The 25,604-nt window shown below is 73.7% G+C and carries 20 protein-coding genes and 2 pseudogenes; 9 read left to right on the top strand and 13 right to left on the bottom strand.

Annotation, left to right across the window (positions count from 1 at the left end):
- Nucleotides 1–91: 91 nt before the first annotated feature.
- Nucleotides 92–1,246, bottom strand: coding sequence for an aromatic acid exporter family protein (locus ACZ7OO_RS29830; protein WP_471509372.1), 1,155 nt, complete (start codon nucleotides 1,244–1,246; stop codon nucleotides 92–94).
- A gap of 201 nt (nucleotides 1,247–1,447) precedes the next feature.
- Between ACZ7OO_RS29830 and ACZ7OO_RS29825 the strand changes: the two genes are divergently transcribed.
- The gene (locus ACZ7OO_RS29825; protein WP_471509370.1) at nucleotides 1,448–1,669 is read left to right on the top strand and encodes a DUF6480 family protein; all 222 of its coding nucleotides are present in this window, start codon (nucleotides 1,448–1,450) and stop codon (nucleotides 1,667–1,669) included.
- A gap of 15 nt (nucleotides 1,670–1,684) precedes the next feature.
- On the opposite strand, the gene ACZ7OO_RS29820 is transcribed toward ACZ7OO_RS29825, so the two are convergent.
- From ACZ7OO_RS29820 to ACZ7OO_RS29765, 12 genes are all read right to left on the bottom strand, one after another.
- Entirely contained in the window at nucleotides 1,685–2,608 is a 924-nt protein-coding gene (locus ACZ7OO_RS29820) for a glycosyltransferase family 2 protein (protein WP_471509368.1), read from the bottom strand.
- Nucleotides 2,605–3,471 (bottom strand): glycosyltransferase, encoded by an 867-nt coding sequence (locus tag ACZ7OO_RS29815; RefSeq protein WP_471509387.1) that lies wholly within the window; start codon nucleotides 3,469–3,471, stop codon nucleotides 2,605–2,607. Before ACZ7OO_RS29815 ends, ACZ7OO_RS29820 begins: the two co-directional genes overlap by 4 nt.
- Nucleotides 3,472–3,565: 94 nt before the next feature.
- A complete protein-coding gene (locus ACZ7OO_RS29810; RefSeq protein ID WP_471509366.1) occupies nucleotides 3,566–4,546 on the bottom strand; it encodes a glycosyltransferase family 9 protein in 981 nt (326 codons plus the stop codon).
- The gene (gene rfaE2, locus ACZ7OO_RS29805; protein ID WP_471509364.1) at nucleotides 4,543–5,997 is read right to left on the bottom strand and encodes a D-glycero-beta-D-manno-heptose 1-phosphate adenylyltransferase; all 1,455 of its coding nucleotides are present in this window, start codon (nucleotides 5,995–5,997) and stop codon (nucleotides 4,543–4,545) included. Before rfaE2 ends, ACZ7OO_RS29810 begins: the two co-directional genes overlap by 4 nt.
- Nucleotides 5,994–6,668, bottom strand: a complete 675-nt coding sequence (locus tag ACZ7OO_RS29800; protein WP_471509362.1) for a D-sedoheptulose-7-phosphate isomerase — start codon at nucleotides 6,666–6,668, stop codon at nucleotides 5,994–5,996. Before ACZ7OO_RS29800 ends, rfaE2 begins: the two co-directional genes overlap by 4 nt.
- Nucleotides 6,665–7,897 (bottom strand): glycosyltransferase, encoded by a 1,233-nt coding sequence (locus ACZ7OO_RS29795; protein ID WP_471509360.1) that lies wholly within the window; start codon nucleotides 7,895–7,897, stop codon nucleotides 6,665–6,667. The genes ACZ7OO_RS29800 and ACZ7OO_RS29795 overlap by 4 nt, the downstream gene beginning before the upstream one ends.
- The gene (locus ACZ7OO_RS29790) at nucleotides 7,894–8,856 is read right to left on the bottom strand and encodes a glycosyltransferase (protein WP_471509358.1); all 963 of its coding nucleotides are present in this window, start codon (nucleotides 8,854–8,856) and stop codon (nucleotides 7,894–7,896) included. The genes ACZ7OO_RS29795 and ACZ7OO_RS29790 overlap by 4 nt, the downstream gene beginning before the upstream one ends.
- Complete coding sequence (locus ACZ7OO_RS29785; protein ID WP_471509356.1) at nucleotides 8,853–9,860, bottom strand: glycosyltransferase family 9 protein; 1,008 nt, start codon at nucleotides 9,858–9,860, stop codon at nucleotides 8,853–8,855. The genes ACZ7OO_RS29790 and ACZ7OO_RS29785 overlap by 4 nt, the downstream gene beginning before the upstream one ends.
- A complete protein-coding gene (locus ACZ7OO_RS29780) occupies nucleotides 9,857–10,414 on the bottom strand; it encodes a D-glycero-alpha-D-manno-heptose-1,7-bisphosphate 7-phosphatase (RefSeq protein WP_471509354.1) in 558 nt (185 codons plus the stop codon). The genes ACZ7OO_RS29785 and ACZ7OO_RS29780 overlap by 4 nt, the downstream gene beginning before the upstream one ends.
- Nucleotides 10,411–11,406 carry a glycosyltransferase family 2 protein gene (locus tag ACZ7OO_RS29775; protein ID WP_471509352.1) on the bottom strand — a complete coding sequence of 332 codons (996 nt, stop codon included), beginning with the start codon at nucleotides 11,404–11,406 and terminating at the stop codon, nucleotides 10,411–10,413. The genes ACZ7OO_RS29780 and ACZ7OO_RS29775 overlap by 4 nt, the downstream gene beginning before the upstream one ends.
- On the bottom strand, nucleotides 11,403–13,037 hold the full coding sequence (locus ACZ7OO_RS29770) for a carbamoyltransferase family protein (RefSeq protein WP_471509350.1): 1,635 nt from the start codon (nucleotides 13,035–13,037) through the stop codon (nucleotides 11,403–11,405). The genes ACZ7OO_RS29775 and ACZ7OO_RS29770 overlap by 4 nt, the downstream gene beginning before the upstream one ends.
- 45 nt (nucleotides 13,038–13,082) lie before the next feature.
- The gene (locus ACZ7OO_RS29765; RefSeq protein ID WP_471509348.1) at nucleotides 13,083–14,069 is read right to left on the bottom strand and encodes an NAD-dependent epimerase/dehydratase family protein; all 987 of its coding nucleotides are present in this window, start codon (nucleotides 14,067–14,069) and stop codon (nucleotides 13,083–13,085) included.
- A gap of 349 nt (nucleotides 14,070–14,418) precedes the next feature.
- Here ACZ7OO_RS29765 and ACZ7OO_RS29760 point away from each other — a divergent pair, with 349 nt between their 5' ends.
- The 8 genes and pseudogenes from ACZ7OO_RS29760 to ACZ7OO_RS29725 all read left to right on the top strand — a co-directional run bounded on the left by ACZ7OO_RS29760 (nucleotide 14,419) and on the right by ACZ7OO_RS29725 (nucleotide 25,463).
- Complete coding sequence (locus ACZ7OO_RS29760) at nucleotides 14,419–14,982, top strand: hemerythrin domain-containing protein (RefSeq protein WP_352222251.1); 564 nt, start codon at nucleotides 14,419–14,421, stop codon at nucleotides 14,980–14,982.
- 365 nt (nucleotides 14,983–15,347) lie between these two features.
- Nucleotides 15,348–16,610 carry an MFS transporter gene (locus ACZ7OO_RS29755; RefSeq protein WP_471509346.1) on the top strand — a complete coding sequence of 421 codons (1,263 nt, stop codon included), beginning with the start codon at nucleotides 15,348–15,350 and terminating at the stop codon, nucleotides 16,608–16,610.
- Between the two features lie 404 nt (nucleotides 16,611–17,014).
- Nucleotides 17,015–17,650: a TetR/AcrR family transcriptional regulator gene (locus ACZ7OO_RS29750; protein ID WP_471509344.1), complete on the top strand. Its 636-nt coding sequence runs from the start codon at nucleotides 17,015–17,017 to the stop codon at nucleotides 17,648–17,650.
- A 222-nt stretch (nucleotides 17,651–17,872) separates the two neighbouring features.
- A pseudogene (locus ACZ7OO_RS29745) lies at nucleotides 17,873–18,080 on the top strand (VOC family protein); the annotation flags it as partial.
- Between the two features lie 199 nt (nucleotides 18,081–18,279).
- Complete coding sequence (locus ACZ7OO_RS29740; RefSeq protein ID WP_471509343.1) at nucleotides 18,280–19,680, top strand: glutamate decarboxylase; 1,401 nt, start codon at nucleotides 18,280–18,282, stop codon at nucleotides 19,678–19,680.
- 107 nt (nucleotides 19,681–19,787) lie between these two features.
- Nucleotides 19,788–20,012 (top strand): annotated as a pseudogene (locus ACZ7OO_RS29735) (oxidoreductase); the annotation flags it as partial.
- 611 nt (nucleotides 20,013–20,623) lie between these two features.
- Nucleotides 20,624–21,178, top strand: coding sequence for a hypothetical protein (locus ACZ7OO_RS29730; protein ID WP_471509341.1), 555 nt, complete (start codon nucleotides 20,624–20,626; stop codon nucleotides 21,176–21,178).
- A 22-nt stretch (nucleotides 21,179–21,200) separates the two neighbouring features.
- On the top strand, nucleotides 21,201–25,463 hold the full coding sequence (locus ACZ7OO_RS29725) for a cation-translocating P-type ATPase (protein WP_471509339.1): 4,263 nt from the start codon (nucleotides 21,201–21,203) through the stop codon (nucleotides 25,461–25,463).
- Nucleotides 25,464–25,604: the final 141 nt, after the last annotated feature.

The raw sequence follows: 25,604 nt of genomic DNA, 5'->3' as shown, positions 1-25,604 counted from the left end.
ATCTGGCGGCGCGCGCATCAGGCGGAGGCACGACGCCACCATTTCCGAAGGCGGCTAAGGCTCCAGATGATCCAGATCTAGCCCTGTAGTACTAGTCCTGGACGAGTTGGTCGGCCAGGCGATGCGCCTGGGCCAGCAGTGTTCCGTAGACCACCAACGCGTCCGGATCGTCGGGCACGGCTCCCGGCAGCTGTCGACGGAACTCGCCGAGCGCGCGGTGTAGCTCCCCGACCTCCTCGCGCAACCGCTCCGCGGCGCGGTCGTCACGGCCGCCGGGGGCGCACCGGGACTGACCGTACAGACGGATGGCATGCGCGGTACTGCGGAGGAAGTCCGCGTAGGCATGGGTGATCCCCGTGGCCGGCCGGGCGTCCTTCCCGCTGTCCGCGATCTCCCGTACCGTCCGGGTCACCCCTGCCGTGTGGACGGCGACGTAGTCGAGCACGGCCAGCGCATCGGCGTACGCCCTGTCGGGCGGGGCCGGAATGCGTTTGCGGCGCCCACGGGGATTGACGCGCATGCTTTCGTGGCTCCAGCCGATCGCCGAACGAGCCTGGTCGACAAGGCGCCCCAGACGCAGTGCGCGCTCGTGCCGGTCCCGGGCGGCCCGGCCGTCCCACTCACCGGTGGCCAGGCCGTCGGCCACCACCTCCAGGATCTCCTGCGCCTCGCAAGCCGCGTACTCCAGCGCACGGCGGGCGTCACGCGTATACACCGGAGGCCGGATCAAGGCGTTGACCACCACTCCGACCACCGCGCCGAAGACCGCCTCCGCGATACGGGCGGCCGACGAAGCGACGGTCACCTGGCCGGCGGTCAGCACGAACAGCGCGCCGGTGGCCGCGTAGATGCCCTGGCTGCCCAGGCGCTTCCACTGGCCCAGCAGCAGCACTGCCGGAAGAACCAGGGCCATCGTGAGCATCGTGCTGTCCAGCAGCAGCGCCACCGCTGTCGCGACCGCCGTGCCCACCGCGATCGCCGCGAGCTGCTGCAGCCCGTGCGCGACCGACCGGTAGACCGTCGACTCCACCAGTACGACCGCGACCCACGGCGCGACGAACGCCATCGGAGCCTGGAGCCACCAGCCCACGACCGCCCAAGCCACCCAGGCGGCCAGCGCCGCCTTGGCCGCCTGCACCACCAGATCCCGCTCGGGGCCCGGACCGGCCCACGCCCGCCGCACCGCAGATACGGCGGCCCCGGCCCACGACCGCACCGCCCCTGTCGGCCTGCACATCCACTCCATGCCACACCAAGTGCCACATCAGGGCCAGGACTCACCCGCTGACTGCGCCTTCGGGGCGGTACGTGACGATCGGCCGCGGCGCGTACCCCCGGGGAAGCACCGGAAACGCGCCCGGGGTGATCACGTGAGGCCGGTGCGCTGCGGGTACTCGGTTCGGGGCGGCAACCGGCCGTGGCCCGGTCAACAGCCGAGGAGGGCGACATGACGACTCCTGATCCCGAACCCGAACGCACCCCCGGACTCGAACCAGGCGGAGGGGTATCTCCCGGCGAGACCCCTCCAGGGGAAGGGAGCACCTCCGGTATCTCCCACCCGGAGCCACCCGAACTGCGCAAGGGATGGAGCACGATGCCCCTGGTCCTGATCATGGTGGTGGTGGCCCTGATAGCGATCGGGCTGATCGCCATGGCAGTGGCCCTGTGAACGTGCGGCCCGCGCTCACCCGACGTAGCTGCGGGCCGACGACGACCGCCGGGCACGCTCCAGCGCCGTCAGCCGGTCCTCGATCTCCGGGGACACCGGATCGCGCTGCCGCAGTACCCACGGCAGGCCGGCCGCCGCGTGGGCGAAGGCACGGGCGGAGGCCAGGTCGCGCGGAACGGTGGCCATCAGGTGGGCGGTACGCCTGAGGGCGGGCACGAGCGGGCGGCGCAGCCAGGTGAACCAGAGCGTGTTGCGCAGCCCCAGGATCCTGCGTGCCCTGCTGTCCCGCAGTACGGACGCCTTGTGATGGACCGTCAGGTCTTCGGCGTAGCTCAGCCACCAGCCCTGCCGCTGCAGATCGGTGGCCAGCAGCTCCTCCTCGCCGCCGAACCACAGCCCCGGATGGAAGCCGCCCGCTGCCCGGAAGGCGTCGGTGCGCATCACGGTGGCGGCCGCGAGGAAGGACCCGAGGGCCGGCCCCGGCAGCCAGTCCGGGCCCGTGAGCGGGGACTCCCTCAGCTCCCGGACGACCGGATCCTCCGTGCCGAACGGCTCCACGAGGATGCGTGCGGTGACCGCCGCGAGCAGGGGCCGCTCGTCGAGCAGGTCCGCCGCCCGCCGCAGACTGCCCGGTTCCCACCAGGTGTCGTCGTCGCAGAACGCGACGTACGGGGTAAGGATCCGGGGCAATGCCAGATTGCGTCCGACCGCGCCCAGGTTGCGGCCGGGCCGCAGCAGCACGATGTCGGGGAAATGGCGCAGGACCGCTTCGGCGGTTCCGTCGGTGGAGGCGTTGTCGGTGACGACGACCTCCGGTCGTTCGGGGAGCGCTCGCAGCCGCCGGAGCGTGTGCAGCAACTCGGCGCGCCGGTTGCGGGTGATCACCACCACGGTCGTACGGCGGTCCGGAGGGGCGGGTGCTGTGCTGCGTACGTTCATGAGTGGCTGGTCCCCTCCTGGGCGGCCGGCGTCCCGCCGTCCAGCAACCGGGCCGCGCGTTCCACGTGCGTCGGCAGCCGCCTGCGCCTCGCGAGTGCGGCGGGAAGCCGCGTCAGCACTCCGAGCAGTGCCCGGCGGGCCTCGGGCGCACCGGCCGCGGCGGCCGTCAGGCGCGCGCTGGCCCGCAGGGCCACGGGGAGCGGCCGGCGCAGCCACAGGGTCAGCACCTCGTTGCGGCGCTCCAGTTGGCTCCGGCCGGCGCGGCCTGCCGGATCGGGGTGGTGGCGGGCCGTCAGTGCGGGCTCGTACGTGACTCCCCAGCCGCCGGCCGCGAGGTCGTAGGCGAGCAGGGTCTCCTCCCCGCCGAAGAAGAGCAGAGGGTGGTAGCCCCCTGCCGTGAGGAAGGCGTCACGGCGTACCACGCAGGCACAGCCCAGGAAGCCGAGCACCGGACGGCCGGGCAGGTCGGGCTCCTCGGGCAGCGGTGAAGCCGCGAGTACGGCGTTGAGGGGGTCCTCGGCTCCGTCGGCGCCGACCAGTGTGCGGGCGGCCAGCAGGCCGAGACGGGGGTGGGCGTCGAGCAGGTCGGCCGCCCGCCGCAGTGCGCCGGGGGCCCACCAGGAGTCGTCGTCGCTGAACGCGACGTAGGGCGTCCGGGCGTGCCGCACGGCGAGGTTGCGGCCCAGGGCGCCGGTGTTCTCACCGGGCCTGAGGAGCCGGGCGGCCACGGGGTGCCGACGTACCGCGGCCGAGGTCGTGTCGTCGGAACCGTTGTCCACGACGATCACGTCCGGGCGCTCCGGCAGGGCGGCCAGGGCGTCCAGCGTGCGCAGGACGCTCCTGGGGCGGTCGCGGGTGATCATCGCCACCGTGACGCGCCCGTCGGGACCTTCCGAGCGGGCGGGCGGCGCCTCGGGGGCGGGTTGACGGGCCACGAGCTTCATCTCCTTCCGGTTGCTACGCGGTGGCCCCGGCAGGCCGCAGCAGGCCGAGCGCCGCGGCGGCGACCTCGTCGGTGCCGATCCGCAGCAGCTGCGGGTCGGGGACGTCACCGTGCGGATCACCCGGCGGACCGGGCTTCCACAATGCGATGTGGCGCTCAGTGCGGGGCGGGCCCCACAGCCGGGGCGCCACCGGTCCGAAGAGGGTCACGGACGGGGTGGCGTGCGCGACCGCGAGATGCGCCAGGCCGGTGTCTCCGCTGATGACGAGCGGGGCGTGGGCGACGAGCGCCGACAGTTCGCCGAATTTCAGCCCGCCCCGCAACAGGTCCCGCCGGGGCAGGCGGACGCGTTCCGCCAGGTCCAGGACCAGCGCGTCCTCGGCCGGCCCGCCGGTGAGGACGACCCGGTGACCGGCGGCCCGCAGCCGCTGTAAGACGACGGCGTACCGCTCGGCCGGCCAGCGACGGGCGGTGGACTGGGCCCCGGGATGGACGACGACGGCGCCCGGCGCCGGAGAAGGCGTGGCGGCCGGGGGCAGTAGTACGTCGTCGGTATCCGCGGCGATCCCGTAGGCCCAAAGGAAGCGGCACCACCGGTCGCGCTCATGCTCCTCCGCCCGCCACTCGGGCGGCCGGACGCCATCGGGTCCTGGTCCGGCGGCGAAGGCCAGCAGCCGGCGTGGTGCGAGGGCGGCCAGGGCGTCGCGGCTCTCGGGTCCGTTGCCGTGCAGGTCGACGGCGACGTCCGGTGGCGGCCCGGCCCAGTGACCGAGCGAGGGCACGCCCCGGCCTGGAGACTCGGCCGGCAGAACCCGGTCGACCGCTCCGGTGGCCAGGGCTGCTTCGGTGAGCGCTGCCGGCACCGCCAGGACGATCTGATCCTGGGGGAACGCACGCCGGATGCCCCGCAGGGCGGGCACTCCCGTCAGCAGGTCGCCCAGGCCGAGGGCACGCAGGACGAGCACGCGGCGCGGCCGCTGCGGCAGGGCGGTCACCGTGGCCTCCGTCCACCGCCGGCGGCCTCCGGGCGCGGGGCCGCCCCGCGCGGGGCGAGGGCCGCTCGTTCGGCGAGGCCGGTGGTGGAACGGCCGTCGAGGTAGGGGAACAGGACGACCTGGCCGCCCCAGCTCTCCACGAGGGGTGTCTCGGGCAGGCTGGTCCTGGCGTAGTCGCCGCCCTTGGCCCAGATGTGCGGGCGCAGCTCGGCGAGAAGCCGTTCCGGGGTGTCCTCGTCGAACACGGCGACCGCGTCGACGCACTCCAGGGCGCGCAGCACACGAATGCGGTCCGCCTCCGGGACGAGCGGCCTGCCGTGGCCCTTGCGGCGGCGTACGGACGCGTCGGAGTTGACGCACACCACCAGGCAGTCCCCGGTGCGGCGGGCCGCCTGCAGCAGCGCGACGTGGCCGGCGTGCAGCAGGTCGAAGCAGCCGCCGGCGGCGACCACGGTCCCGCCCGCGGCCCGCACCCGTGCGGCCGTGCGCAGGGCGTCGTCCGTCGGCTCGGCGCCGGAGGACGAAGCCGTCCGTTCGCTCGGCGCGGTCTCCGGGGCGAGCGAGCGGACGCCGCCTTCGGCGACGTAACGGGTGGCGGCGTGCACTGCTTGCCGTACGGCGGTCTCCACGAGCTCGCCGTCCGCCAGAATCCCGGCGGCGGTCGCCGCGAACCGGTCCCCGGCCCCGCAGGCGTCGCCCTCGGCCGTGACCGGCGACGGCACCAGCAGCGGTGTCTCGCCGTGCGACAGCAGCGCCCCGCGCCCGCCGAGCGTCACGGCCACGGAGGCCGCCCGCCACACCCGCACCAGCCGGCCGGCGTCCTGTGCCGCCCTGTGCAACTCACTGCCGGGGGCGGTTTCCCCGGCGTCGCCGGCGCGGCCCGCGAAGGCGTGCGCCTCGGTGGCGGAGGGCGTCGCCAGCCGGACGCCGGGTACCGGTGGCCGGCCGCGCGGATGCGGGTCCCAGGCGACCGGTACCCGCGTCGCCGCATCGGCCAGTGCCTCGCGCAGCACCTCGGCGGTGCCCCGGCCGTAGTCGGCGACGAGGACGGCTCCGGCCCGGGCGATCGCCCGGGCCGCCTCCTCGGTCGCCTCCCGGGCTCTGCCCTCGCCGTCGTCCAGGCGCAGCAGCGGCCGTCCGTCCGCGAGGACGCGGGTCTTGCTGGACAAGGCCCCGGTGAGAGGGAGTTCCACCAGGTCGACGCGGTCGGCCAGAAGCCGGCGCAGTTCGGCGCTGTCGGGGTCGTCGCCCAGCGCGGTGACCAGCGTGACCGGTCGGCCGTCGGCCGCGGCGAGGCAGGCGGCGAGTGCGGCACCGCCGGGGCGGGTGGTGCGCCGGGGCTCGCTGACCACCGGTACGGGCGCGTCGGGAGCCAGCCGTGTCACGCGGCCGGAGACGTCGTGGTCGAGCAGGGCGTCCCCGACGACCAGCAGTGCGGCCGGGAGGGTCATGCGTCCTCCCCTCGCAGTACTGCCCAGCGTTCCCGCGGCCGTTGCCGGTCGGCCGCCGGGCGCTGGTCGTCGGTGGACCGCCGCCGGTGCGCCGCCTCCCTCTCCTCGACCGCCTGGTCGAACGCCTCGCAGAGCATGTGCACGGCCACGAGATGCAGCTCCTGAACCGTGGCGGCGGTCGCCCCTTCGACGCACAGGGCCTCGTCGGCGGCGCCCGCCAGCGGGTTGGGCGCCGGGCCGGTGAGGGCCCACACGGACATGCCGAGGCGGCGGCCCTCGTTCGCCGCGACGAGCAGGTTGGCGCTGGCGCCGCTGGTGGACAGCAGCGCGAGGACATCCCCGGCCCGGCCGTGCGCGGCGACCTGCCGGGCGAAGATCTCCTGGACGCCGTAGTCGTTGGCGATGGCGGTGGTGGCGGATGTGTCGGCGTGCAGCGCCAGGGCGGAGAAGGCCGGGCGGTCGTCGCGGTAGCGGCCCACGAGTTCGGCCGTGAGGTGCTGGGCCTGGGCCGCGCTGCCGCCGTTGCCGGCGACGAGGAGCCGGGACCCCGCTCCGAGACGGGAGGCGAGGGAGGTGCCCCAGCGCCGTACCACCGGGGCGGCGTAGCCGCGGAACCCTTCGAGTGCCTTCATCAGATCGTCGCAGTGCGTGACACCGGTGGCGATGTTCATCGGACGGCTCCCGAGAGCGAGGGGACGGAGGAGACGGCACTGTAGGCACGGGTGACGCCTTCGGCCACGCGGTCCCAGGTGTAGCGGGCGAGGACGCGGCGCCGCCCGGCGCCGCCGTAGCGGGCGAGCAGTTCCGGGTCGGCCAGGAGGCGGCGGATGGTCCCGCTGATGTCGTGGTCGTCGTCCGCCGGAACCAGGACGCCCGTCCTGCCGTCCACTACGGTGTCGAGCTGGCCACCGACGGCGGTGGCGAGGACCGGGGCGCAGCAGGCCATGGCCTCGACCGGGACGATGCCGAACGGCTCGTAGCGGGGAAGAGACAGCACCAGGTCCGCGCTGGACATCAGCGCCGGCATGCGCTCCCGGCTCACCCCGCCGAGCAGCGACACCCGGTCGGCCACGCCGCACTCGTCCGCGATCGCGCGCAGTCGCTCGGCCTCCGGTTCGGCGAGGAGCAGAGCGGGTTCGGGGCCGCCGGCGATGAGGAGTTCGGCGTCGGGGACGCCGGCGAGGGCGCGGATGGCGCGGTCGAAGCCCTTGCGGGGGACGAGGCGGCCGACCGCCAGCAGCCGCCGGGGCGCGGAGGCCGGGCGGCGGGCCTCGGCGACCGGGGCGAACTGCACGGGGTCCACACCGCACGGGACGACGGAGATGTGCCGTCGGGACAGTCCCATGGCCTCCAGTTCGGCCACCTCGTCCTCGCAGGTGGCGATGATGCGGCCGCACTCCCGGCCGACGGCCCTCTCGATCGCGATCCGGTCGGGCGGGCTGGTGTCGGCGGCGCCCTGGTGGCGCTGCTTCACGGTGCCGAGCGCGTGGTAGGTCTGCACGACGGGCACGCCGAGGCCGCGCGCACCGGCGAGGGCCGCCCAACCGGACATCCAGAAGTGGGCGTGCACCACATCGGGTGGCTCCGCCGCCCACTCCCGCGCCAGGAAGTCGCCGAACTCCGGCATGTAGGGCGGGAGTTCGTCCTTCGGTATCGGAGCCGCCGGTCCTGCGGGCACCTGGACGACCTTGAACCCGTCGGGCGTGGTGACCCGTTCGGGCAGCCGGCGATCGTCGCGCCGTGTGTACACGGTGACCTCGTGCCCCCGGCGGACCAGTTGCCCGGCCAGTTGTGCCACGTACACGTTCTGCCCGCCCGCGTCCGGTCCGCCGAGCGCGGCCAGCGGACTGGCGTGTTCGGAGACCATGGCGACGCGGCCGGCCGAGGGGTGGGTGCTCATCGGGTGACCTCCTTGATCAGGCGCTCCCAGTCGTCCCGGAAACGCCGCTCTCCGTAGCGGGTCTGTGCCGCGGCCCTGGCGGCCTCCCCTGTCAGCCGGGCGTGCTCGGGATCCGCGAGGAATCCGCGCATGGCGTCCTGAAGCCCGTCGAGCCGGTTCGAGACCACCCCCGCCCCCTCCGGAACGGCCTCGCGCACCTCGGTGGTGTCCAGCGCCACGACAGGCATCCCCAGGAACATGGCCTCTAGCAGGGACAGTCCGAGGGACGTCCACCGGACGGGGTGCAGGTACATACGGCAGCGAGCCATCGCCGGGTGCAGGCCGCTCTGGGGCAGATCGCGGCTTCGGCACCGCTCCGGTGGCAGCCCGAGGCGGTCCGCGAGGCCCTCGGTGCGCATGCCGAAGACGTCCAGCGGCAGCGTGCGGGCGAACGCGGGCAACAGGTCGGTTCCGGTCGTACGGCCGCGCCGTACGGGGTCGTTGACGACGACCGCGGCGCGCGGCTCCTCTCCGGTCCACAGGTGGCCGGGGTCGATGATCCCGTGCTCGATCACGGTGGTCGGGGCACGGCCGTTGTCCCACATCAGCCGGTTGAAGTGGGTGACGTGCACAAGGGTGACGTCGGCGCGGCCGGCCAGCGGGTGCCGGGTGTCCACGGGCGTCTCGTGCGGGCTGTTGTGTTCGACGTAGACGGCGGGCACGTCGGCGCCGGGGCGGCGGCCGGTCCACCGCCGGGCCAGTTCGAGCTCGTGCGGCCGTTGCAGCACCATCAGGTCGATGTCGGCCTCCCGCAGTTCGTCGGGACTCAGCTCCCGTACGTTCGGCGGCCATTGCCAGGTTCTCGCCCGGCCCAGGCCGTCCGGGCCGCGGTCGGGTGTCACGGGAACGAGGAAGGTGTACGCGCCCTGGACGAACGACGTCAGCCAGGAACCGTGCACATGCCAGACAAGGACGTTCATGTGGACTCCCCCAGGAGTTTCTGCACCGCGGCCACCACGTCGTGCGCCGTGATCTCGTCGAGGCAGGGATGGCCGGGTACGGGACAGTGCCGGGCCCTGGTGTCCGCGCACGGCGCTCGCTGGTCGCCGAGGAGCACGCTCGGCACGCCGTACGGCGCCCAGCGCTCGGCCGGCACCACGGGAGCGAACAGCGACACGACCGGTGTGCCGACGGCCGCCGCCAGATGGGCGGGGCCGGTGTTGCCGCACACCAGGACATCGGCGGTGCGCAGCACTCCGGCCAGCGTGCGCGGCGGGGTCCTGCCGCCGAGGTCGACGGCCGTGTCGCCGCTGACCTTCCGGGTGAGGACGGCCTCGTCGGGGCCTCCGGTGACGACGACCCGGTGCCCCGCGTCGGTGAGCGCCTCGACGGCCTCGGCGCAGCGCTCGGGACTCCAGGCACGTGCGGGGACGCTGGCGCCGGGGTGGAGCACGACGTACGGGCCGTTGCCGGTCAGCGCGACGGTGTCGGGCGGCGGCAGCACGCGCAGCCGGCCGTCGTCCTCGGGGTGTGGCAGGAAGCCCATGGCGGCCGCGGTGTCCAGGGCGGCCTCGGCCTCGTGGCGGCCGGGCAGTCGCCGGTGCCGTACGTCGAGGAGGCTGCCCGGGTGGTCGACGCTGTCGGCGCCGATGCGCGGCACGCCGGCCAGGCGCAGCAACAGGGCGGTGGGCAGGGGGCTTTGGTGGAAGGAGGTGAGGACGAGCGCGGCGTCGAACGCGGCGTTGCGCAGGCGCCGCACAAGGCCGTCCACGTCGGCCTCATGGACGGTGGGCGGGTCGAATCCCTCCCAGGGTGCCTCCCACACGATCACGTCGTCGACGCAGGGCAGCAGTCGCGCGGCGGGTTCGCCGCGGGGGCCGCACACCATCGTGACGTGGGACGAGTGCCCCGCCACCGCTCGGACGGCGGGTCCGGCCAGCAGCACGTCGCCGAAGCTGTCGAGGCGTACCACCACTGTCTTCACGGGCGTTCACCCCGTGTCTCGGTGAGGAGCCGCCGGACCGCCGTGAGCAGGTCGGGGGCTGTGGTGGGCGCTGTCTCGACCTCCTCCGGCAGCGTGGCCGCGTTGGGCACGAGGACACCGCGGGCGCCCGCGGCACGGGCGGCCTCGACGTCGGCGCCGATGTCGCCGATCACCACGCACTGCGAGGGCGGCACGCCCAGGCGTCGTGCGGCTTCGATGACCAGTCCCGGCCGGGGCTTGCGGCAGCCGCAGCCGGCTTCGGGCGGGTGCGGGCAGTAGACCCAGGTGCCGAGGCCGCCGAGCAGGGTGTCCGCGCGGTCGTTGACGCGGCGCACGTCGGTGTCCGTGAGCAGGCCGCGGCCGATGCCCGACTGGTTGCTGACCACGCCGGTCGGGATACGGCCGGCGCGCAGCAGGTCCAGTGCCTGCCGGACGCCGGGCAGCAGGCGTACCCGGGCCGGGTCGCCGTTGTAGGGGACGTCCTCGACCAGGGTGCCGTCGCGGTCGAAGAGGACGGCGGCGACACGCGTACGGTCCGCGGTCGGCGCGGTCACGGCGTGCTCCTCAGGGGTGTGGCCCGGCGGTGCCGGATCAGGCCGTGCAGCCAGTGGCGGACGGCCAGCGGCGGGATGACCACGCTGGTGGCGATCATGGTGGTGATCTCGCGTGGGGAGCGAGGCCCCGGCTTGATACGGGCCAGCGCGAACTCGGCCGTGCCGAGCGCCCACACGGCTCCCGCAATCCCGGCGGCCCGGCGCCGGCCGGCCAGCGCGAGCAGGGGTGCCGTGAGTGCCATGGCCGTCACGAGGGCGTGCCGGGGCAGTCGGCCGCGGGGTGCCTGGGCGCGCGCCCACCAGTCGGGGCCGTGCAGCCGGGTCATCAGGGCGTCGTCCGCGTTGCCGCGCTGGGCCCGTACCGACACCCAGGGGTCGGCCGCCCGCACCGGGTGGCGCGTGGTGCGTCCGCCGCGGTGCAGCGACCAGCCTGCCTCGCACACGCGCAGCGCCAGGTCGGCGTCCTCCCGGAAGGCCCGGCCGAACCGCTCGTCGAAGCCCTGGACATCTGTCAGTGCCGCAGTGCGGTAGGCCATGTCCGCGGTGGCCCAGGCGGCGTGTTCCAGTCCGGCCGTGCCGCGTTCCCAGTCGGTGGGCCTGCGGTCCTCGGGCAGAGGCACACACAGCCTCCCCTGGATGCCGCCCGCGCGGACGGCGGCCGCGCCGAGGTCGTCCGCGAGGCGGCGGGACCAGTCGGGCAGCACCTGGACGTCGTCGTCGAGGAAGACGGTCCAGGGGGTACGGACCGTGCGCCAGCCGGCGTTGCGGGCGGCCGCCGGCCCGCGGCCGCCGGTGCGCAGGGTGCGCAGCCGCGCGCGCAGTTCGCCGGCTGCCTCCAGGGGCAGTGCGCCGGTGGGATCCGGGCGGTCGTCGATCACGACGACCTCCTCGGGTGGGTGGCCGTCGGCGGCGGCGAGCGCGCGCAGGCAGTCGGCGAGGCAGGGCCGCCCGATCGTCGGTATGACGACGGAGTAGGCGGGGGCGTCCGTCATGCGAACACCCTCTTCCGCCGGATCGCGAACGGCCCGAGGGCGAGCAGGTCCACGGGCGCGGAGCCAAGGCACTCCAGGGCGTCCCGCGGGTCGTCGACCATGGGCCGCCCCGCGGTGTTGAGGCTGGTGTTGACGACGACGGGCAGGCCGGTGAGGCGCTCGAACCCCTCGATCATGCGCGCGACCAGGGGTTCGTCCTGCCGGTCCACGGTCTGGATACGGGCCGTGCCGTCCACGTGCACGACGGCCGGGATACGGTCCCGCCACTGCTTGGCCACCTCGTGCACGAACAGCATGTAGGGGCTGGGCAGCGGCCCGTCGAAGAGTTCCGCGGCCCGTTCGGCCAGGACCATGGGCGCGACGGGGCGGAACTCCTCGCGGCCCTTCACGGCGTTGAGGCGCTCCAGGTTTCCCTCATGGCCGGGATGGGCGAGCAGTGAGCGGTGGCCGAGCGCCCGGGGTCCGTACTCGCTGCGGCCCTGGAACCAGGCGACGATGCCGTCCCCGGCGAGTTCGGCGGCGACGGTCTCGGCGATGTCGTCGGGTTCCTCGTAGGGTATGGCGGCGCGTTCCAGCCAGGCGCGCAGTTCGTCGTCGCTCCAGCCACGTCCGAGGGCGGCGGTCGGCATGGCCTCCACGGTTTCCTTCTGGTGGGCGACATGGAGCGCGGCGCCGAGCGCGGTGCCGGCGTCTCCGGCGGCGGGCTGCACCCAGATCCGGCGGAACGGCGTCTCCCGGTGGAGCCGGGTGTTGGCCACGCAGTTGAGCGCCACACCGCCCGCGAGCGTCAGCACGTCCTCACCGGTACGGTCGTGCAGCCAGCGCGCTAGGCCCAGCAGGACCTCCTCCAGGCAGGCCTGCGCGCTGGCGGCGATGTCGGCGTGGTCCTGCGTCCAGGCGCTGTCCTTCGGCCGCGGCGGGACCAGCGACGCCCAGGGAACGGGGCGGGCCCGGAACCCGCCGTGGCCGTCCAGGTGGACGTACTCGCGCAACTGGTCGAGGAAGCGGGGCTTGCCGTAGGACGCCAGCGCCATCACCTTGAACTCGTCGCTGCTGCGCAGGAATCCGAGGTGCTGGGTGAGGTCCTCGTAGAACAGACCCATCGAGTCGGGCAGCGACTGCGAGGCCAGCACGGTGAGTTCGCGGTCCGTGTAGCGGCCGGCGAGGTGGGAGCCGCATTCGCCGCGGCCGTCCAGGACCAGTACGGCGCTGTCGGGGTAGGGGGCGGCCTGGCCGGCCGAGGCGGCGTGCGCGACATGGTGGGCGACGAAGCGGACCTTGTCCGGATCGAGCCCCGGCAGCGCCTCGGCGAGGAACCCCGGTGCCTGGCGGGCGTACTCCTGGCGCAGGTGGTCCCAGGGATCGTTGAGGCCCAACTGGTCTGCGGGCAGAGCCAGTTCGGGATCGTAGGAGTAGGCGACCGCGTCCAGGTCGGATGGGGTCAGGCCGGCCTGGTCCAGGCACCATCGGGCGGACAGTTCGGGCAGTTCCCAGGCGGAGAAGGGGACGGGCCGCTTGCCGTGCTTGCGCCGGCTGAAGCGCTCCTCCTCCGCCGCTGCCACGATCCTGCCGTCCATGATCAGGGCGGCGGCGGGGTCGTGGAAGAGGGCGTTGATTCCCAGGACACGCATGCGAAGCCTCCGTGCGGCGTACGGGAAGGGGCTGGGCTCTGTCGCCTACGGCGCCGTGCCGCCGGCGGGCTGCGCCGTGGCGAAGTAGGCGATGGTCTGCTTGATGCCCTCCTCCCAGGGCACACGGGGCGTCCAGCCCAGCAGTTCCCGCGCCAGGCCCGTGTCCGGGCGGCGGCGCTGCGGATCGTCGGTCGGCCGGTCGATGTACACGATGCGGGAGGAGGATCCGGTCAGTTCGACCACGCGGTGCGCGATCTCGCGGACCGTGACCTCGTCGCTGCCGCCGATGTTGACGGGGCGGACCGAGTGGCTCGCCGCGACGAGCAGAATGCCGTCGACCGTGTCGTCCACGTAGCACAGGGACCGCGTCTGGCGTCCGTCCCCCGCCACGGTCAGGGGCTCGCCGGCCAGTGCCTGGCTGACGAAGGTGGGGACGGCGCGCCCGTCGTGTGCGCGCATGCGCGGACCGTAGGTGTTGAACAGGCGGACGATGCCGGCGTTCGCCTCCCTGACGCGCGCATGGGCGGTGACCAGTGCCTCGCCGAACCGTTTGGACTCGTCGTACACACTGCGCGGGCCCACCGGATTGACGTTGCCCCAGTAGTCCTCGCGCTGCGGATGGACCAGCGGGTCGCCGTACACCTCGGACGTGGAGGCCAGCAGGAACCGGGCATCGTCGCGCTCCGCCACGGCCAGCACGTTGCGGGTGCCCAGGCTGCCGACGTCGAGCGTCTCCAGGGGCAGCCGGAGGTAGTCGGCGGGCGAGGCGGGGCAGGCGAAGTGCAGGACCAGGTCGTACGGCCCCGGCAGCCGCTCCAGGGCGTCGGGCGCCGAGACGTCGCACTCGACGAACCGGAATCCGCGGCGGCCTTCGAGGTGCGCGACGTTCTCCCGCGCTCCGGAGGCCAGGTTGTCGGCGCAGTCGACTTCGACATCTGAATTCAGCAGGCGTTCGCAGAGGTGGCTGCCGAGGAAGCCGGCCCCGCCGGTCACCAGTGCGCGTTGCCATGTACATGATGAGATTTCGTCCATGGAGCATCCTTCGTCCACGCACAGGGGCCCGAGGCTGGGTGGCCCCCGGCACGCCTGTGTGCGCGGTCCAAGAGGGGAGTGAGGGCTTCGGCGGGCCCCGGAGAGCCGTCGCCGCTCCGTTTCGCAGGAGTGAAGGAACAGGGCGATGAGCGGCGAGCCGCCCGGGCGAGTCGCCACTTCCTGCCGCCGCAGTGACACGGGTTTCCCGAGTCAGTTGTTTTCACACACTGATCTCTACTATGCGGTGGTTCCATGCGCCTCGCGACTTCCGTGTGAGTCCGCCGGCCGCGGGCACCCGGAGCTCCGGCGGCCCCGACCGGAGGGCCACACAGTTCTGGAGGTGCCGAAGGTGGGTCATGGTGGGAATGTCATCGACGAGCTGGTGACGGATCACCGCGAGGTCGAGGAGCTCTTCGGCCGGATCGCGGCGCTTCCGCCCGGCGACAAAGACCGCAAGGTGTATGCCGACCAGGTCACGATGGAGCTGGTGCGGCACTCGGTGGCCGAGGAGGAGTACCTGTATCCGGCGGTGCGCGAGCACATCGCGGGCGGGGACGCCCTCGCCGACAAGGAGATCGAGGATCACTCCAGGGCCGAGCAGATCATGAAGGACCTGGAGGGGTACGAGGCCGGTGACCCGGAATTCGACCGGCTCATCGCGACGCTGATGACGGAGATCCGCTCGCACGTCGCCGACGAGGAGCAGAACCTCTTCCCCAGGCTGCGCGCGGCGTGCCCGCCGGAAGCGCTCGACGAGCTGGGCGACAAGGTCCGTCGGGCGAAGAAGCTGGCACCGACCCGCCCGCACCCGTCGGCCCCGGACACACCGCCGGCCAACAAGCTGCTGGCCCCGGGAGCCGGCCTGGTGGACCGCTTGCGGGACGCGCTGACGGGCCGCGGCAAGAAGGACTGATCGCCCGCGGGTGGAAGGTGAGGCGGTCCGGTCCTGCGGGGGCTGTGAGCAACCACACTCGATCAACCAAATAGACGGGTTCACGGGGCTGTTGACCCCCGGGGCGGCGATGCGGCAGTGGCACGTGCCGCCGCCCCGGGGGTCCGGTCTGTCACGATGGTCCTCGCCGTCATCGACTCGGTGGAACCGCCGCGCAACGCAGCCGGTGATCTCTGGTTCCCCAGTCCCTCCTGTGACTCCTCCTGGTTGTCGAGTACCGCACTGTGTCTTCCGCCCCCGCCCGGCCCACGCCTGCGCCGAAATCCGTTTCCGTCCCCTCCGAGGGAGTGTCCCGCTCGACGTGGCGGTCGCTGAGGCACCGCAGCATGCGCTGGTGGTCCGTCGCCAACTTCCTGTCGAACGCCGGTACGTGGATGCAGCTCACGGTGCAGAACCTGCTCGTCCTCCAGATCACCGGCTCCGCCGCGGCGACGGGCCTGTCGATGTCCGTCCAGGCCGCTCCCGCCCTGTTCATGAGCCTGCTGGGCGGGACCGCCGTCGACCGCTGGCCCCTCAAGCTGACGGCGGCGGTGAGCCAGGCGCTGCTCGGCGCGGTCGCCTTCACCACGGCCGTACTGGTGGCACTGGACCAGCTCGACATGACGACCCTGATGGTGCTGGCGGCCGTGACCGGCATCATCGCCACCGTCGACGGACCGGCGTGCGCCCTGCTGGGCAACGACCTCGTCCCCGTGGCGGACGTTCCCTCCGCCATCGGCGTCGGCGCGCTGGTGTACAATGCGGGCCGGCTCGTGGGCACCGCCCTGGCCGGTGTGACGGTCGGCTTCCTCGGCACGTCCGCCGCGTACGCCGCCAACGGACTGTCCTTCCTCGTCGTGGCCTCGGTGATCCCCTTTCTGCGTCCGGCACCCGGCGCGGTCCGCCACGCCGCCCGCGTGCGCGCCGCTCCCCGTGGCGACCGCGCCGAGGCAGGCGGCGACCTGTCCGTCCGCCAGGGCCTGCGCTACTTCGCGCGCCGCCCCCGCCTGGTCGCGCTCGCCGCCGTCACCGGGCTCAGCTCGGTCTTCGGCCGCAATTACGGCCTCACGCTGGCCGTCCTCGTCACCGGCCCGCTCGCGGGCGGCGCCGGCTCCTTCGGGACGGTGTCCACGGTGCTCGCCGTCGGCGGCATCCTGGGCGCGGTGCTCGGCGCCCGGCTGCGCCGGCCGTCCGTCCGGCTCGTGGGTACGCTCGCGGCAGCCGGTGCCCTGCTTCAGGTGGCGGCCGGCCTGTCCCCGTCGCTGGCGGTGCTGCTGGTCCTGGTGCTGCCGATGGCCGTCGTGGAATCCGTCTCCGACACCGCCGGAACCGCCGTGCTGCAGACGGACCCGCCCGCTCACCTGCGGGGGCGGGTCCTCGGAGTGTGGAGCAGCATCGGGACCGTCTGGGGCCTCGGCGGCCCGCCGACGCTGGGCCTCCTGATGGAACGGGCCGGTGCCCGTGGCGCACTGGTGACGGGCGGGCTGATCATCGCGGGCGCGATCGGAGCGGGCCTCGTCCTCCGTGCCCGCCGGACGCCGGCACCGGTGATCCTGCCGGCCAAGGACGGCGACGTCACGGGACGAGCGGCGCTGGGCACAGCCGCCTGACGGACAGCGCGGCGGCCGAGGCGCGAGCCCGTGTCGTACGGCCGCCGCAACGGGGTGTGCGTCCGGACTCGGACGGTGGCGGCCACCGTCACCTCCGATGAGAGCGGGTACCGACCCCGGCGCGCCGCCGGCGTCGCCGGGCAGAGCCGGTTCGGGTCTGCCGCCACGAACCGGTCTCGGTTCACGTGATCACATGGGCCCGCCCCCGGCGAACGGCCGGTTGCTTCTGACCGACGTACCGGCATCCATGACGGAGAACTCGGCATGCCCGGCGAAGTACGCGTCGCGCGGCCCCGTCGATCGCCGTGACCAGCGCCCCGTCGACATCGCCGCGCCCGGAGACGGCAAGGATGACGGTTCCATCAGGACTGCGATGACCATCGCCGCACCGTTAGACTCTGCACATGCCCACGTCAGCCCCGCCCCGCAACCGGTTCGAGCGGCGCCGCGCCGAGACCCGTCAGGCGCTCGTCCGTGCGGCCCGGCAGATCCTCGCCGAGACCGGTGACACCAGCGCCAGCATTCAGGCGATCGCAGAACGTGCGGACGTCGGCTTCGGCTCCTTCTACAACCACTTCGAGTCGAAGACCGAGTTGTTCGAGGCGGCCGTGGAGGACGCCCTGGAGGAGTTCGGCCAGACGTTCGATGAGCGCCTGGTGGGCATCGACGACCCGGCGGAACTCGTCGCGGCGGGTTTCCGGCTCAGCGCACGCCTGACCACGTCTCACCCGGAGTTGATGCAGGTGCTGCGCCGGCGCGGCCTCGGTCACATCCACTCGGACAACGGGCTGGCCAACCGGGCTTCGCGGGACCTTCAGGCCGGCATCACCTCCGGCCGCTTCAACGCCCTGGACCCGACGATCGCCCTCTCCGGTCTGGGTGGCCTCCTGCTGTCCCTGGTGGAGCTGCGGTTCTCCCGACCCGACCTGGACGGTGACGAGGCCGCGGTGAGCCTCGCGGAGATGGCCCTGCTCATGCTGGGCGTCCCGCCGGCGGACGCCCACGAGGTCGCCCGGCGCCCCCTCCCCGACCTCGTCTGAGCATCCTCCGGCACCGCCCCTACGTGGATGACGAACCGGGGCCGAAGGTGGACCGAGCGGCCCGCGCAGCGGGCCTCGATCCCGCTGCCTGGGCCTGCTGATCTTCGTGGGCGGCTCGGTGATGGGCGGCCGGGTCGACGAGACCGCGCTGCGGATCGTCCACGTCGCTCCCCGAAGACGGGCCGTGCCTCAGCGGCGCACGGCCCCGGACGGCGCCGGGAGGTCGCCGCCCGCACGGAGGGTGAGCTGTGGCTGCGCGGCACCTTGGCCGGCTCCCGTGCACGGTGATCCGCAAAGGCCGCGGGAGGCGGACGTTCCCGGTGGCCGGAATGCCGTGCACCTGCTCGACCCGTCCGGCTTCCCGGTACGGGTGGTGCGCTGCGGCGAGAAGCCGGCGGCGCTGCCCGAGCAGCGGCCGCTCGCCCTCAGCCGTCGTGTGAGCGCCCCGCCCCCGCTCGGCCTGTTGGGGCACGGTGCCGGTCCGGCCAGTATGTGGATGGGAAAATCCAGTTCATCAGTCCGCAAATCGATCACTGGATCGGTGTAATCGGCACAGATGCCGGACCCAAAAGCGATCTAGCTTCGGAGTGCACGGGGGCCGTACGGACCAGAAAGGCATCGAGGCACTCATGCCCATCCCGCATACCGACGTCATGACCGCACCCGAGTTCGACACCCTGACCGCTTCGCCCGGACCCGACCGCCCGCCCGTCGACGACCTGCTCCTGCCGGTCGACGAACTGCCCGCGAACGCGTCCTCGCCCGACCTGGTCGGCCGCCGGGTGCGCGACGAGCTCATGCTCGACGGCAACGCACGGCTCAACCTCGCCACCTTCGTGACCACGTGGATGGAACCGCAGGCACGGCAGCTGATGGCCGAGACCGCGGAGAAGAACCTCGCGGACCGCGCGGAGTACCCGCAGATCACCGCGATGGAGGAGCGCTGTGTGCGGATGCTCGCCCGGCTCTGGCACGCGCCGTACCCGGAGCAGGTCCGCGGCTGCTCCACCACCGGTTCGAGCGAGGCGGCCATGCTCGGCGGCCTCGCGCTCAAGCGCCGCTGGCAGGCCCGCCGGCGGGCCCAGGGCAAGGACACCGCACACCCGAACCTCGTGATGGGCGCGAACGTCCAGGTGTGCTGGAAGAAGTTCGCCAACTACTTCGAGGTGGAACCGCGTTACGTCCCGATGGAACCGGGCCGCTACCACCTCACGCCGGACACGCTCACCGCGTACTGCGACGACAACACCATCGGTGTCGTCACCGTCCTCGGGTCCACGTTCGACGGCTCCTACGAGCCCGTCTCGGACATCTGCCTGGCCCTGGACGGATACCAGGCCGCCACCGGCACCGACATCCCCGTGCATGTCGACGGCGCGTCCGGCGGCCTGGTGGCCCCCTTCCTCGACCCGGGCCTGCTCTGGGACTTCCAGCTCGAACGCGTCGCCTCCATCAACACCTCGGGGCACAAGTACGGGCATGTCTTCCCCGGACTGGGCTGGGCCCTGTGGCGCAACGCCGAGGCCCTCCCCGACGACCTGGTCTTCGAGGTCGACTACCTCGGCGGCCGCTCCCCCAGCTTCACCCTCAACTTCTCCCGCCCGGGCGCGCACGTCGTCGCGCAGTACTACAGCTTCCTGCGGTACGGCTTCGAGGGGCTGCGGAACCTGGCGGCCCAGAGCCGTACGACGGCCCGTGCCCTGGCCACGCGCATCCAGGGCATCGCGCCCTACGAGCTGGTCACCGACGGCTCGGAACTGCCCGCCTTCGCCTTCCGTCTGGCCCCCGGCACCGAGGGCATGACGGTCTTCGACGTCTCCCAGGCCATGCGCGCCCGCGGCTGGCACCTGCCCGCGTACACCTTCCCCGCGCCCTGCCAGGACGTCTCCGTCCTGCGTCTCGTCGTACGCACCGGGTTCACGGCCGAACTCGCGGGCATGTTCGTCGCCGACCTGACCGAGGTCACCCACCGACTGCACGGCGGCCGCCCGACACCCCCAGCGCCGCTGAGCCCGCTGGCCGCCCCCTGACGGCGACCCAGACGGAGAGCAGCCGCCGGCATCCCGTCAGCTGCCGAACCGTCGGATCGCCGAACCGTCGACAGCCGAACCGCACCGGCCACGGGCACCTCTACGTTGCCCACCTGCGTAGTTCGGGACGCCACAGCGAGAAGCCGCGCGCCTACCGGGCCGTCCGCCGCACCCCGCTCATCGTGCCCTTCGGTCCGGCCGACGGCGTGACCGTGCCGCCCGTTCCGCTCGGCGAGAGCGCGGTCCTCGGCACCCGGGCCACCGCCACGGCCAAGGCGAAGACCCTCATGACCCCTTATATGAGACGCCGGCTCGGCTACACCTCGACCTGACCGCGCCCGGGCGCGCCGGTCGCGCTTCTGGTGCACGGCTCGGGCGGGGACGGCCGACGACCTCGCCGCGCTGCCCGGCGGTCCGGGCGCCGTCCCGGTGACCGAGCGGACCAGCCCCGGATGCCGTACCGCCGGCAGATTGACGACCTGGCCGCCCGTCGCCCTCGATCCGGCGCACGGCGCGCACCGCGCACGCGGCACGGCCGGCCGAGTACCGGGCGCGAGGGGCGGGCGGCGGCCGACTTCGTCGCCGGTGCCTTCTCGGCGAGCGCCCCGGCCGGGCTGCGGACGGCCCGTGTGCGCACGACGCGGTACACGGATCCGGGCGCGGTGGGGGTCCGTGCGACGAGCGAGGGTATGAAGACGGAGCCGTGGATGCGGACATGCTCGGGTCAATGGGTGCGCAGGAGGATTCCGGGCGCGTGCGGCCAAGGCACGGGATACCGCGGTGGGATTGGGCTGATCCGGTCGCCCCGTTTCCCGGGCCGCACGAAGCACATCTCCCGCCGAGCCTTCGTCTTCCGATATGTCCTGTAGATCCGGGATGTTCCGTGTGTTCAGGGGCACTCAGGAGACAGAGAGAGAAATCCCGGCATTGACGAGGAGTAGTCATGGCTGAGCAGAAGTCGTCCTCGGCGTTCGCCGCGCCCCTGCGGAACGCGGTCTCGACGGTGCGCAGAGTGCCCGGCGCCGGGGCCGTGGCCAAGGCCGCCGAGGGAACATTGGACAAGATCGGAGCCGTCTCGCCCCGGAGCCGTCGGCTGGCCGTGTACGCCGGAGCCGGGATGTTGGGGGTGGCCGGAGTCGTGGAGTGGCCTGTCGCGCTGACCGGTGCTGCGGTGGCCTGGCTCACCCAGCCCCGGCCCGGCCAGGGAACGGAGAACGAGCCGCTGAAGTCGGTCGAGGACACCACGGACGGCGCGAGCCGCGGTGCCTATGTGGCCATGGGCGAGGGTGCCGCGGCGCCGGGCCCGGTACGGGAGGGCGAGATACCAGGTGGTCCGGCGGCACCGGCAACCGAGCCGACCGCACCACCGACAACCGCCGAGACGACCGCACCGACCGCAGCCGCCGAACCGACCGAACCGCCCCCGACCGTCGCGGAGACGCCGCCCACGGGCGCGGCCGCACCGCCCACCGCCCCGACCGCACCACCCACCAGCTGACGTGGGCCGGGGGTGATGCGCGATGGCGCTCGGATTGCCCACGGTGTCGTCCGCCGCCGCGCGGGCCGTGTCCGTGGCGCCCCGGCTGCTGGCCCGGGCGGCCGCGCCGGGGGTCGGCGCTGTCGCGGGGGCGGCTGCCGGGACCGCGCGGGCCGGCGTCAGGAGCCTGGACACGGCCACCCGTATGACGCGGGCGGCGCGCAACGCACTGCTCGGCGCGGAGCGGCAGTGGCGGTCCGGCTCCCGGGCGCACCTCGCGCTGCGGGCGGCCGACCCCGAGCAGGCCCGGGCCGCGGGCGGCCTGCACAAGCTCGCCGGGCATGTCGCCGCGGCGCTCTCGGAGCACCCGGACGTCCTGTTCGCCTACTGGGACGAGGGCCTCGGCCGCCTGGTGGTGGCCGTGGCCGAGGAGACGGTCGCCGACCACGTCGTGGAGCGGGCGGCCGAGCTGGCTGCCCGGCATGGTCTTGTCGCGGCCGGTGACGCCGCCGAGGAGGTCACGCATCCGGCCGACCCGGAGGGCATCCGGGCGGCGTTGGCGACGCTCGCGGCCGACCTGGTCGGTACCGGCATCGGCGTCGCCGGGTATGCCCTGCGACTGCCGCCGTCCCCGCGTGCCGTGACCGCGGTGGTGACGGTGCTGCGGGAGAACCCGCGCTTCCGTGGCCTGGTGCGGGCCCGGTTGGGCGCCGACGCCATGGACCTTCTGCTCACCTGCGCGAACGCCGCGGCCCACGGGGCGGGCCAGACACCCACCGCGCTGCTCCTCGACGGGGCGCTGCGCGGCTGCCAACTCGCGGACACGATGGCGCGGGCGGCCGCCTTCGAGCTCTTCCACGACGAACTGTGCAACCCGGACCGGCCGAGCGTCGGTGCCACCGACCATCCACGTCCGGCCCTGCGCACCACTCCGGCCCAGGAGTACGCCACACACGCCTTCACCGGCAGTGTGCTGGGCGCGGCGGCCACCCTGCTGGTCAAACATGATGTCAGCGAGGCGGCCGAGGCCGTGCTCGCCGGCTCGCCGAAGGCCGCCCGGTACGGGCCGACCGCCTTCGAGGCGGTGCTCGGCGCCGTACTGGCCCGGTCAGGGCTGCTCGTGCGCGACCCGGAGCGGCTGCGGGAGCTGGAACTGACCGGCACGATCGTCCTGCATCCGAGCGCGGTGCGCGGCGAGGACGGGGAACCCGATCCCTGGACGGAGCCGGTGCTGGACGCGGCCCGGCGCGCCGGGCTGCGGATCGTCCTTGTGGACGATCCGGCGCTGGAGGACTTCACCGGCCTCGCCGACCAGGTGGTGGACGCACGGCGACCGTTGGACGACGTGGTGTGCTCCCTGCCCGATGACGCCGGCGCGGTCATCACGGTGGCCCGGCTGTGGTCCGTAAGGGACCACGGGGTGCTGGCCGGGCTGCTCGCCGGAGACATCGCGCTCGCGCTCACCGACGACGGCAGCACGGTCGTCTGGAGCGCCGACGCCCTCGCCCTGCACGGGCTGCCCGACGTGTGGCGGCTGCTGACGGCGATACCGGCCGCACGCCGGGTGGGGCGGCGCTCGCAGGCCCTGGCCAGGTCGGGTGCCGCACTCTCCGGGCTGCTCGTGGCGGTCGGCGAGTCGAAGTCCCGGCGCGGCCGGCTGGCCGCGCTGCCAGGACTGCGCCACGCACCGGTGGACGGCGCCGCCGCGACCGCGCTGCTGTCGGGAGCCGGGGCGGCCCTGCGGGTGACGAGGGCCGAGGCCCCGCATCCCAGGGCCCGGGTGCACTGGCACGAACTCGGCCCGCGGGAAACCCTGGAGCGCCTTGAGCACGAGCGGGAGACGGAACCGCCCGAGGAGCGGGAGCGGACCGCCGGGCCGTCCCGGAGCCCCCTGCTCGCGCCGGTGAGGTGGACGCGGCGGCTAGCCGGAGCAGTACTGAGCGAACTGGACGACCCGCTGACCCCGGTGCTGGCGGTCGGTTCGGCCGCGTCCGCGATCGTCGGCTCGGCCGTGGACGCCCTGCTGGTGGTCGGCGCGCTCGACCTGAACGCGCTGGTCGGCGGCATCCAGCGGTTGCGGGCCGAAAAGGCCGTGTCCGGATTGCTCGCCGATCAGGAACGGCAGGCCCGGGTGGCCGATTCGCCCGACGAGCCGGACACGCACACCGTGGACGCGGCCCGTCTGGCACCGGGCGACGTGATCGACCTGCACACGGACGACGTGGTACCGGCCGACGCCCGGGTCCTGTCGGAGGACGGCCTGGAGGTCGACGAGTCCGCGCTGACCGGGGAGTCGGTGCCGACGGAGAAAACGGCCGATGCGACCCCGCACGTGCCGGTGGCCGACCGGCACTCCATGGTCTTCGAGGGCACGACGGTGGCCGCCGGTCACGCACGTGCGGTCGTGGTGGACACCGGCGAGCGCACCGAGGCCGCCCGCGCCGTCCACCTCGCCGCGCGCACGCCCCCGGCCGCCGGAGTACAGGCCAGGCTGCACGAACTCACCGCGCAGGCCCTGCCATTGACGCTGGGCGGCGGCGCCGCGATCACGGGTCTCGCCCTGCTGCGGGGTACCCCCATCCGAGAAGCGGTCAGCGGGGGCGTCGCCGTCGCCGTGGCCGCCGTACCGGAAGGGCTGCCGCTGGTGGCGACGGTGGCCCAGCTGGCCGCCGCCCGGCGGCTGAGCCGGGCCGGAGTCCTGGTCCGGGCGCCCCGCGCGCTGGAGGCGCTCGGCCGGATGGACACCATCTGCTTCGACAAGACCGGGACGCTCACCGAGAACACCCTGCGCCTGGTGAAAGTGACCGACACCGAAGGGCGGAGCCGCCCGGCGGGCGACGAGGGGGCGGCCGACACCCTGCGGGTGGCGGCCCGGGCCTGCCCCCAGGTCGGTGACACCGACGGACCGCCGGAGCACGCCACGGACGCGGCCGTCCTCGACGCGGCGGAACCCGACCCCGACTGGGAGGAGTCGGAAGACCTTCCGTTCGAGGCGGCCCGCGGATACGCCGCCGCCGTCGGCCGATCCGGCGATGATCCCCACCTGCTGGTGGTGAAGGGAGCACCGGAGACCGTCCTGCCCGCATGCTCCGAACTCCCCGAGCACGCCTCGGAGTCGGCCCAGGCGCTGGCCGCCGAGGGACTGCGGGTCCTTGCGGTCGCCCAGCGTCGGCTGGGGGACGCCGAGACCGCCCCGGACGTCCTCGAACCGCCTCTGGAACAGCTGGAGTTCGTCGGACTGGTCGGCTTTGCCGACACCCCGCGGGAGACCTCCACGGCTCTGGTGCGAGGCCTGTACGAGGAGGGCATACGACCGGTGATGCTCACCGGCGACCACCCTCAGACCGCCCGGGCGATCGCCGCCGAGCTGGGCTGGCCCGAGGACACGGTCGTGGTGACCGGGGACGAGCTCGCCGACGCGGACCGGTCGGGCAGGGCCCGCATGCTGCGCGACGCGGGTGTCGTGGCACGTGTGGCGCCGGAGCAGAAACTGCAGGTCGTCGAAGCGCTGCGGGATGCGGGGCGGGTGGTCGGCATGGTCGGCGACGGCGCCAACGACGCGGCGGCGATCCGCGCCGCCGACATCGGCGTGGGCATCAACGCCCGCGGATCCGCCGCCGCCCGCAACGCCGCCGACCTCGTCCTCACCGACGACGACCTGACGGTCCTGATCGACGCGGTCAGCGAGGGCCGTTCGCTGTGGCACAGCGTCGCGGACGCCGTCGCCATCCTCATAGGCGGCAACGCGGGCGAGATAGGCTTCGGCATCCTCGGCACCCTGCTCGCCGGCCGGGCTCCGCTGTCCACCCGCCAGATGCTGCTGGTCAACCTCTTCACCGACCTGTTCCCGGCGATGGCGGTGGCGGTCACGCCGAAGGAGACGGCAGAGCGGTCGGACCCCGACTCGCCGTCGGCCGTGCTCGGAGCGCCGCTGCTCGGCCAGATCCGGCACCGCGCGCTGACGACCAGCGCGGGCGCGCTCATGGCCTGGCTCATCGGCCGCGGCACACCCGGAACGGCCCGCCGCTCCAGCACGATGGCCCTGACCGCGGTGGTCGGCACCCAGCTCATCCAGACCCTGCTGGACCGACGTGACAGCACACTGGTCCGCCTCGCCTCCCTCGGCTCGGCCGCCGTCCTCGTCGCGCTCATCGAGACACCGGGAGTCAGCCACTTCTTCGGCTGCACGCCACTGGGCCCGATGGCGCTGACCGCCGTGACCGCGTCGATCGCCCTGGCCATCTGGGGCCAGCGCGTCCTGCCCTCCCTGGAGAAGAGGATCGCGGACGCGATACGGCGGCCGTGAGGCTCCGGCCGTCAGCGGCTGACGCGTTCCGTCAGGGGAAACGGACCTCCGCCCTTGCCGTCTCCGGTCGGTGCCGCGGGTGCGCCGACACCGGTGATCGCCTCGGCCGTCCTGTCAGGTCCGCCGGGAGGGGCGTTGGGG

The sequence above is a fragment of the Streptomyces sp. NPDC111744 genome (genome assembly GCF_055634995.1).
This window is presented reverse-complemented; position numbering and strand designations above follow the sequence as displayed.

Excerpts from the sequence above, each read along its gene's own strand:
- ACZ7OO_RS29830 (WP_471509372.1), bottom strand. The coding sequence starts at position 1,246 with ATGGAGTGGATGTGCAGGCCGACAGGGGCGGTGCGGTCGTGGGCCGGG.
- ACZ7OO_RS29825 (WP_471509370.1), top strand. The coding sequence starts at position 1,448 with ATGACGACTCCTGATCCCGAACCCGAACGCACCCCCGGACTCGAACCA.
- ACZ7OO_RS29820 (WP_471509368.1), bottom strand. The coding sequence starts at position 2,608 with ATGAACGTACGCAGCACAGCACCCGCCCCTCCGGACCGCCGTACGACC.
- ACZ7OO_RS29815 (WP_471509387.1), bottom strand. The coding sequence starts at position 3,471 with ATGATCACCCGCGACCGCCCCAGGAGCGTCCTGCGCACGCTGGACGCC.
- rfaE2 (WP_471509364.1), bottom strand. The coding sequence starts at position 5,997 with ATGACCCTCCCGGCCGCACTGCTGGTCGTCGGGGACGCCCTGCTCGAC.
- ACZ7OO_RS29800 (WP_471509362.1), bottom strand. The coding sequence starts at position 6,668 with ATGAACATCGCCACCGGTGTCACGCACTGCGACGATCTGATGAAGGCA.
- ACZ7OO_RS29795 (WP_471509360.1), bottom strand. The coding sequence starts at position 7,897 with ATGAGCACCCACCCCTCGGCCGGCCGCGTCGCCATGGTCTCCGAACAC.
- ACZ7OO_RS29790 (WP_471509358.1), bottom strand. The coding sequence starts at position 8,856 with ATGAACGTCCTTGTCTGGCATGTGCACGGTTCCTGGCTGACGTCGTTC.
- ACZ7OO_RS29775 (WP_471509352.1), bottom strand. The coding sequence starts at position 11,406 with ATGACGGACGCCCCCGCCTACTCCGTCGTCATACCGACGATCGGGCGG.
- ACZ7OO_RS29770 (WP_471509350.1), bottom strand. The coding sequence starts at position 13,037 with ATGCGTGTCCTGGGAATCAACGCCCTCTTCCACGACCCCGCCGCCGCC.
- ACZ7OO_RS29765 (WP_471509348.1), bottom strand. The coding sequence starts at position 14,069 with ATGGACGAAATCTCATCATGTACATGGCAACGCGCACTGGTGACCGGC.
- ACZ7OO_RS29755 (WP_471509346.1), top strand. The coding sequence starts at position 15,348 with ATGCGCTGGTGGTCCGTCGCCAACTTCCTGTCGAACGCCGGTACGTGG.
- ACZ7OO_RS29750 (WP_471509344.1), top strand. The coding sequence starts at position 17,015 with ATGCCCACGTCAGCCCCGCCCCGCAACCGGTTCGAGCGGCGCCGCGCC.
- ACZ7OO_RS29740 (WP_471509343.1), top strand. The coding sequence starts at position 18,280 with ATGCCCATCCCGCATACCGACGTCATGACCGCACCCGAGTTCGACACC.
- ACZ7OO_RS29730 (WP_471509341.1), top strand. The coding sequence starts at position 20,624 with ATGGCTGAGCAGAAGTCGTCCTCGGCGTTCGCCGCGCCCCTGCGGAAC.
- ACZ7OO_RS29725 (WP_471509339.1), top strand. The coding sequence starts at position 21,201 with ATGGCGCTCGGATTGCCCACGGTGTCGTCCGCCGCCGCGCGGGCCGTG.